This window comes from Vibrio sp. 2092 (assembly GCF_033339635.1).
In the GTDB taxonomy this organism is placed as follows: domain Bacteria; phylum Pseudomonadota; class Gammaproteobacteria; order Enterobacterales; family Vibrionaceae; genus Vibrio; species Vibrio alginolyticus.
Genome location: NZ_JAWOUY010000026.1, coordinates 59,084 through 66,533, shown reverse-complemented (window position 1 = coordinate 66,533; position 7,450 = coordinate 59,084). Strand labels below are relative to the sequence as shown.

The 7,450-nt window shown below is 45.5% G+C and carries 6 protein-coding genes and 1 tRNA gene; 4 read left to right on the top strand and 3 right to left on the bottom strand.

Features of this window, described 5'->3' with window-relative positions; all coding sequences use genetic code 11:
- Window positions 1–2: 2 nt before the first annotated feature.
- Both R7P80_RS27255 and orn read right to left on the bottom strand, forming a co-directional pair.
- Window positions 3–75 (bottom strand) — tRNA-Gly (locus tag R7P80_RS27255).
- A gap of 156 nt (window positions 76–231) precedes the next feature.
- Window positions 232–777, bottom strand: a complete 546-nt coding sequence (gene orn / locus R7P80_RS27250) for an oligoribonuclease (RefSeq protein ID WP_017635574.1) — start codon at window positions 775–777, stop codon at window positions 232–234.
- A gap of 129 nt (window positions 778–906) precedes the next feature.
- On the opposite strand from orn, the gene rsgA reads away from it, so the two are divergent.
- The 4 genes from rsgA to R7P80_RS27230 all read left to right on the top strand — a co-directional run bounded on the left by rsgA (window position 907) and on the right by R7P80_RS27230 (window position 5,547).
- Window positions 907–1,971: a small ribosomal subunit biogenesis GTPase RsgA gene (rsgA, locus tag R7P80_RS27245; protein WP_005386419.1), complete on the top strand. Its 1,065-nt coding sequence runs from the start codon at window positions 907–909 to the stop codon at window positions 1,969–1,971.
- A 116-nt stretch (window positions 1,972–2,087) separates the two neighbouring features.
- The gene (gene asd / locus R7P80_RS27240) at window positions 2,088–2,945 is read left to right on the top strand and encodes an archaetidylserine decarboxylase (RefSeq protein ID WP_005381465.1); all 858 of its coding nucleotides are present in this window, start codon (window positions 2,088–2,090) and stop codon (window positions 2,943–2,945) included.
- A 166-nt stretch (window positions 2,946–3,111) separates the two neighbouring features.
- Complete coding sequence (locus R7P80_RS27235; RefSeq protein ID WP_017635572.1) at window positions 3,112–4,527, top strand: SLC13 family permease; 1,416 nt, start codon at window positions 3,112–3,114, stop codon at window positions 4,525–4,527.
- Window positions 4,528–4,659: 132 nt separating this feature from the next.
- The gene (locus tag R7P80_RS27230; RefSeq protein ID WP_017635571.1) at window positions 4,660–5,547 is read left to right on the top strand and encodes a DMT family transporter; all 888 of its coding nucleotides are present in this window, start codon (window positions 4,660–4,662) and stop codon (window positions 5,545–5,547) included.
- 83 nt (window positions 5,548–5,630) lie between these two features.
- Here the strand turns inward: R7P80_RS27230 and gpmM are convergent, their stop codons facing one another.
- Complete coding sequence (gene gpmM / locus R7P80_RS27225; RefSeq protein ID WP_005386416.1) at window positions 5,631–7,163, bottom strand: 2,3-bisphosphoglycerate-independent phosphoglycerate mutase; 1,533 nt, start codon at window positions 7,161–7,163, stop codon at window positions 5,631–5,633.
- Between the last annotated feature and the right edge of the window lie 287 nt (window positions 7,164–7,450).

Below are 7,450 nucleotides of genomic sequence, written 5' to 3'. Positions count from 1 at the left end.
GGAGCGACACACGAGGTTCGAACTCGTGACCTCAACCTTGGCAAGGTTGCGCTCTACCAACTGAGCTAGTGTCGCATCAACAACGTTTCCGCTGTTTAGGGCTGCGAATTATAAGAGCATTTTTTTGTGATGCAAGTCCTTCCTTCAAAAAAACTTTATTTTTTTACTGAACGACGAAAAAGCAATCAAAAGCGATATAAATTACAACAATTTGGATCGCAACCTTAACAGTTAAATCTTGAAAATAGTACCTCGATAGTACTTAAGTTCTGCGATGGACTCACGAATGTCGTCCAAGGCCAAATGTGTTCCCTGTTTTGTGAACCCATTTAGCACCTCAGGTTGCCAGCGACGTGCTAGTTCTTTAAGAGTACTAACGTCAACATATCGGTAATGGAAGAACTCTTCCAACTCAGGCATATGCTTGTATAAAAAGCGACGATCCTGCCCAATGCTGTTACCACATATTGGCGACGCCCCTTTTGGCACCCATTTTTCTAAAAATTCAATGGTTTGTGCGACTGCGTCTTGTTCTGAGATTTGACTGTTTCGAACGCGCTCCACCAAACCGCTTGCCGTATGCGTATTAGTACACCAGTCGTCCATTTTCGCCAGTTCTTCTTCCGGCTGATGAATCGCTAACACTGGACCTTCAGCCAAAATATTTAGTTCGCTATCCGTGACAATAGAAGCAATTTCGATGATTTTGTGCGTTTCAGGATCAAGCCCTGTCATCTCTAAATCAACCCAAATTAGGTTTTGATCGCTAAAGGACATGGTTACGCCGCCTATTTGTTTATCGATAAAAGAGGTACTATACCTCAAAATACGAGAAACACGATACTCATACACGGAGCCAAGAGTACGGCTCAACCATTTGAGTAAATTCACATAAAGTACAGAATTGTGGCAAAGAAGAAAAAGTTAACCAAAGGTCAGGTGCGACGCGTACGTAGCAACCAACAAAAGCGTTTGAAGAAGCAAGAAGATTCCATCCAGTGGGATGAAAACATGCTAGGCGCCAGCAAGCAAGGTCTCGTGATCACTCGTTTTGGTCAGCACGCGGACATTGAAGACCTTGAAACAGGCGAAATTCAACGCTGTAACCTCCGCCGTGGTATTGAGTCTCTAGTATCTGGCGATCGTGTTTTATGGCGCGAAGGATTGGAGTCTATGGCGGGCATCTCTGGTGTTGTTGAAGCGGTAGAACCTCGCTCTTCAGTGCTCACTCGTCCAGATTATTACGATGGCCTAAAACCCGTTGCAGCCAATATTGATCAAATGGTCATTGTCTCTTCGGTATTACCAGAGCTATCGCTAAATATTATTGACCGCTATCTCGTTGCATCAGAAACACTGAATATTGCGCCATTGTTGGTCTTAAATAAAGTCGACCTTCTAGAAGCCGATGACCGTGCAATGTATGAAGAATGGCTCAAAGAATATGAACGTATTGGCTATAAAGTGCTTCTGGTCAGCAAGAAGTCTGGAGAAGGCATTGCTGAACTAGAAACCCTACTGCGTGATCGAATTAATATCTTTGTTGGTCAATCAGGCGTAGGGAAATCCAGCTTAGTCAACGCGTTAATGCCGGAACTAGAGAGCGAAGTGGAAGAAGGCGAAGTCTCTGAGAACTCTGGCTTGGGCCAACACACCACGACGGCTGCACGTTTATACCACATTCCAACGGGTGGCGATTTGATCGACTCACCTGGAGTACGTGAATTTGGTCTTTGGCATTTGGAAGCAGAAGAAGTAACAAAAGCATTCGTTGAATTTCGACCATATTTAGGCGGTTGCAAGTTCCGAGATTGTAAACACAATGATGACCCAGGCTGCCTTCTACGCGAAGCTGTCGAGAACGGGGAAATTAACGAAACTCGCTTTGAAAACTATCATCGCATTTTGGAAAGCATGGTTGAAAACAAAGCAAATCGTCAGTATTCACGTAATAAAAAAGCCGATCTGTAATTGAGTTAAGGCTGTAACTGTGTAAAAAGTCTTCACCTAATACTGACAAGCAAATTAAATTTCAGTAACATCACGCGCCCTAAAGCGCGAATCTAACAGAAGTATCGGAATTAAAGATGGACAAGTTTAAAGTTGGACTGCAGTACTGGATCCCACAACACGGCCTCACTCGCCTAATGGGTAAACTGGCTTCAGCAAAAGCTGGCGGTCTAACAACAGCAGTTATTCGTTGGTTTATCAAACAATACAATGTGAATATGGATGAGGCAAAGCACTCAGATCCTAAGCATTTTAAAACGTTCAACGAGTTTTTCGTTCGTGAGCTAAAAGAAGGCGCACGCCCAATTTCTGAAGGCGAAAACGTCATCACTCATCCAGCCGACGCTTGTGTTAGCCAGTTTGGCCCTATTGAAGATGGTCAACTTATCCAAGCAAAAGGTCATCACTTCTCAGCACAAGAATTGCTGGGCGGTGACGCGAATTTAGCGGACGAATTTAAAGATGGTTCTTTTGCCACATTGTATCTATCTCCGCGCGATTACCACCGTGTACACATGCCATGTGACGGCACTCTGCGCCAAATGATTTACGTACCAGGTGACCTGTTCTCAGTAAACCCTCTGACAGCAGAAAACGTACCGAACCTATTTGCACGTAACGAGCGTGTGGTGTGTATCTTCGATACTGAGTTTGGTCCAATGGCACAGGTGCTTGTTGGTGCGACAATTGTTGGTAGCATTGAGCAAGTATGGGCTGGCACTATCACTCCGCCTCGTGGAAACACTGTCTACAAATGGGATTACCCAGCAGAGGGTGATAAGGCCGTGATCTTGAAAAAAGGCGAAGAGATGGGCCGCTTCAAACTGGGTTCTACTGTTATTAACCTGTTTGCCAAAGACGCGATTGAGTTTGACGCAAGCATGGAAAACGGTAAGCCAACCGTTATGGGCACACCTTACGCCTTGAAAAAATAAGCAAAACTCCGTTAAAGAGCCCTTTATTAAGGGCTCTTTTTATTGATAAAAAGCAAAACTCCGTTCGAAATTTAGCCTCTATTTCTCAAACTCATACCTGCCTCTAAGACCCTCATTCCACAATCAATTATCCTGCGCTTAGAATGAATATTTAGAGGGGCAGCCAATGCCAAAGATGAGTGTAAACACGTTGGCGAAATTGCTGGTGTGCTTTTTAATTCCGCTCGGTGTTTTGATGATGCCGATTGATGCTATTCCTATTGACGATCTCACTTTAATTCAGCATCGCCTGTTGGCTATTTTTCTTCTTGCTGCCCTACTTTGGGTTCTCGAGCCGGTTCCCGTTTTTGCTACGTCCATTCTTATTATCGCTCTTGAACTGATCATGATATCGGATAAAGGTTTGCATCTATTTCGCAATCCACCAGCGGGGCATGATTTAGGAGAGTTAATTGCTTACACCGATATTTTCTCGGCCTTCTCTTCACCGATCATTATTCTTTTTATGGGTGGTTTTGCTCTTGCGATTGCGGCTTCCAAATACGAGCTCGACAACAACCTCGCCCGAGTTCTATTAAAACCATTCGGCACCCAACCTAAGTTCATCATGCTGGGCTTGATGTTAATTACCGCCGTTTTTTCAATGTTTATGTCCAATACTGCCACGACCGTGATGATGCTAGCCCTGCTTGGCCCCATCGTCGCTTCAGCACCTAAAGGGGATTTAGGCATTAAAGCACTGGTGTTGTGTATTCCAATTGCAGCGAATACAGGCGGCATTGCGACTCCGATAGGCACGCCACCTAATGCGATAGCGCTTCAATATCTCACTGGAGAAAACGCGATAGACTTCCTATCTTGGATGACAATGGGTCTACCATTTGTGTTGGTACAACTCACTGTAGCTTGGTTCTTGTTGCAAAAGCTGTTTCCGTCTAGCGAACCAGAAATGAAACTAAAGCTAGATGGTACATTCAAAAGGAGCTGGCGTGCGATCGTCGTCTACATCACTTTTGCACTAACCATTGTGCTTTGGATGACAACGAAAGTGCATGGCATGAATACATACGTTGTCGCGATTATCCCACTAGCAGTGTTCACGTTAACGGGCATTATGGGAAAAGAAGAGCTCAAGCTAATTAACTGGGATGTTTTATGGCTGGTTGCCGGTGGTATAGCAATTGGTATTGCCTTAGACAAAACAGGCTTAGCCGAAGCATTAGCGCACGCTATTGATTACAGCCTGCTATCACCATTTGCCGTTGTTTTAGCCCTATCGGTAGTGTGCTGGTTAATGGCGAACTTTATGTCTAATACCGCAACGGCAAACTTATTGATGCCTATTGCTGCCGCTATTGGTACATCCATGCCAAGCCTTATTGCGGTTGGTGGCCTACAAGGTTTACTGGTTGTCGTCGCCTTCTCCGCATCACTTGGCATGATCTTACCGGTTTCCACACCACCAAACTCTTTGGCTTATTCAACAGGCCTCATCGAGAGCAAAGACATGGCGAAAGTGGGGCTGATTCTTGGTTTGATTGGTCTATTTATCGTGTATGGCGCAGTTCTGGTGCTGTTTTAATCGATAAGCTCCGTGACAGAGCTTGTTGTCATGGAGCTGTTCGCCAACTATTGCCCTTGCAGAGCCGCTTTTACATCCATTAAATTTCGTGCATATTAAGACTCCTCTACTCTACAAGGACGTCGACACATCATGGGTTACGAATGGCTTGCTTTATGCGCCGCTTTTCTGTGGGCAGTTTCTAGCCTAATTTCGGTCATTCCTGCACAACACCTAGGCGCATTTTCTTACAGCCGCTGGCGTATGGGCTGCACAGCCGTGATCTTATCAACAATGGCCTGGATAACTGGCGGCTGGTTAACGGTTTCTTGGGAACATGTAACGCCAATGATGGCCTCAGGACTGATTGGTATTTTTATTGGTGATACCGCTCTATTCGCGTGTTTGAATCGTATGGGGCCAAGACAGGCCGGGTTACTATTCTCTTGCCACGCCGTGTTCTCTGCCATCTTGGGCTACTTCTTATTTAGCGAAGTCATGACCACAATAGAACTACTGGGCGCATCATTGGTATTTAGCGGCGTGGTGATGGCGATATTCTTTGGCCGAAGAGGTCAAGTGAATAACGTCTTGGAAGACATTAAAGGTAACATCTGGGTGGGTATTGGACTTGGCTTAACCGCAGCAATGTGCCAAGCATTGGGCGGCATCATCGCCAAGCCAGTAATGCAAACCAGTATTGACCCAGTTGCGGCTTCTGCTATTCGAATGATCAGTGCCTTTTTCGCCCACAGCATGTTGTTAATTCTAGGGGTCAAAGTCGCTCGCTCGACGCAACACATTACTTGGCGCGTATTTGGTATTACTGCACTTAATGGTTTCTTGGCGATGGCCGTCGGCATGACGCTAATCTTATACGCACTGCAAGAAGGAAATGTAGGTATGGTTGCACTGCTATCTTCAACCACGCCAATTATGTTGCTACCACTGCTCTGGATTTACACGAAACGCCGACCAAACCGATTTGCATGGTTGGGCGCAGCCCTAGCTGTGATTGGTGCGGGCATTTTGGTTCAGTAACCTTACAGACCAGCCCTTATTGCCAGATACAAAAAAAGCCCGAGTTTAAACTCGGGCTTTTGTCATTCAGAGCCGCTAGTTAATTATTTAACTAGTACTTCACCCGTCATTTCTGCTGGGATTTCTAGACCAGCTAGAGAAAGCATGGTTGGTGCAAGGTCAGACAGTTTACCGCCTTCTTTGAATTCAACCGCTTTGTCACCTACATAGATTAGAGGTACTGGTAGGTTAGTGTGAGCAGTGTGGATGCCGCCAGTTTCAGGGTCGATCATCATTTCTGCGTTACCGTGATCCGCAGTGATCAATAGTTGACCGCCAACTTCTTTGATTGCTTCAACCACTTTACCCACGCTTTCATCTAGAGCTTCGATTGCTTTCTCAGCCGCTTCATAAACGCCAGTGTGACCAACCATATCTGCATTCGGGTAGTTACAGATGATGGTATCGAACTTACCAGACTTGATAGCCGCAACCATCTTCTCTGTTAGTTCTGGAGAGCTCATTTCAGGCTGCATGTCGTACGTTGCAACTTTTGGAGAAGCAACCAACTGACGCTCTTCGCCTTCGAATTCGTTCTCAACACCACCGTTGAAGAAGAAAGTCACGTGTGCGTATTTCTCTGTTTCAGAGATACGTAGCTGAGTTTGACCTTGTTTAGATAGCCACTCACCGTAAGTGTTTTCTAGAGACGCAGGTGGGAATGCGATAGCTAGAGGGATATCAGCCGCGTATTGAGTCAGCATCACAAAGTTGATTGCTGGGAATACTGCACGCTCAAAGCCGTCAAATGCAGGAACGAATGCACGAGTGATTTGACGTGCACGGTCAGCACGGTAGTTCATGAAGATAACCGCATCACCATCTTGCATGATTGCGTCTTCTTGACCTTCAGCTTTGATAGCTGTTGCTTTAACGAATTCGTCGTTTTCTTCACGAGCGTAAGCCGCTTCTAGACCTGCAACTGCCGTTTCTGCTGTGAACTCAGCTTTAGCTTGAGTTAGAAGATCGTAAGCAACTTGGACGCGATCCCAGTTGTTGTCACGGTCCATTGCGTAGTAACGACCTACTAGAGAAGCAACGCGGCCTTTACCTAGTTTCGCAAATAGGTCTTGGAAACGTTGTAGTGAGTTTTCAGCACTACGTGGTGGTGTGTCACGGCCGTCTAGGAAGCAGTGTAGGTAGATTTTCTCTGCGCCACGCGCCGCTGCCATTTCAACTGCTGCGTAAATGTGGTCTTCGTGAGAGTGAACACCGCCTGGAGACATCAGGCCCATGATGTGTACTGCTTTTTCAGCTTTCACAGCAGAGTCGATTGCTTCAACTAGCGCAGGCGTTTGTTCGAACTCACCATCAGCAATTGATTTAGTGATACGAGTCAGGTCTTGGTATACAACGCGGCCTGCACCAATGTTAGTGTGACCAACTTCAGAGTTACCCATTTGACCATCAGGAAGGCCAACATCCATGCCTGAAGCAGAGATTAATGTGTGTGGGTTATTCGCAATCAGAGCATCCATTACTGGTGTTTTCGCATTCGCAATTGCGTTACTTGCTGTGTCTTCACGGTAACCGTAACCGTCAAGGATAACTAGAGCCAGTGGCTTCTTAGCTGACATAGTGATGACCTCATCAAATTTAAGTAACTTTTGGCGTAGGGCCTCGCTGCCCTATCTAACCTTGAAACAAAACTAGCGTAATTTTACTACACTTTTTAACCAAAACTGTAGGTTAAGATCAAATAATGTTTGCGATTTATTGTTGCTATCTTACAAGTTAAGCGAACAACGAGTCAGTGCCGACAATCGTGTTCCACAAGCATAGTCATTCCTAATACGCTTTGTACACCCCAGTCTAAGTTCGGTTTTCTTACGCTTCTCATTCTTATTTTTGCACTTGAAACAGT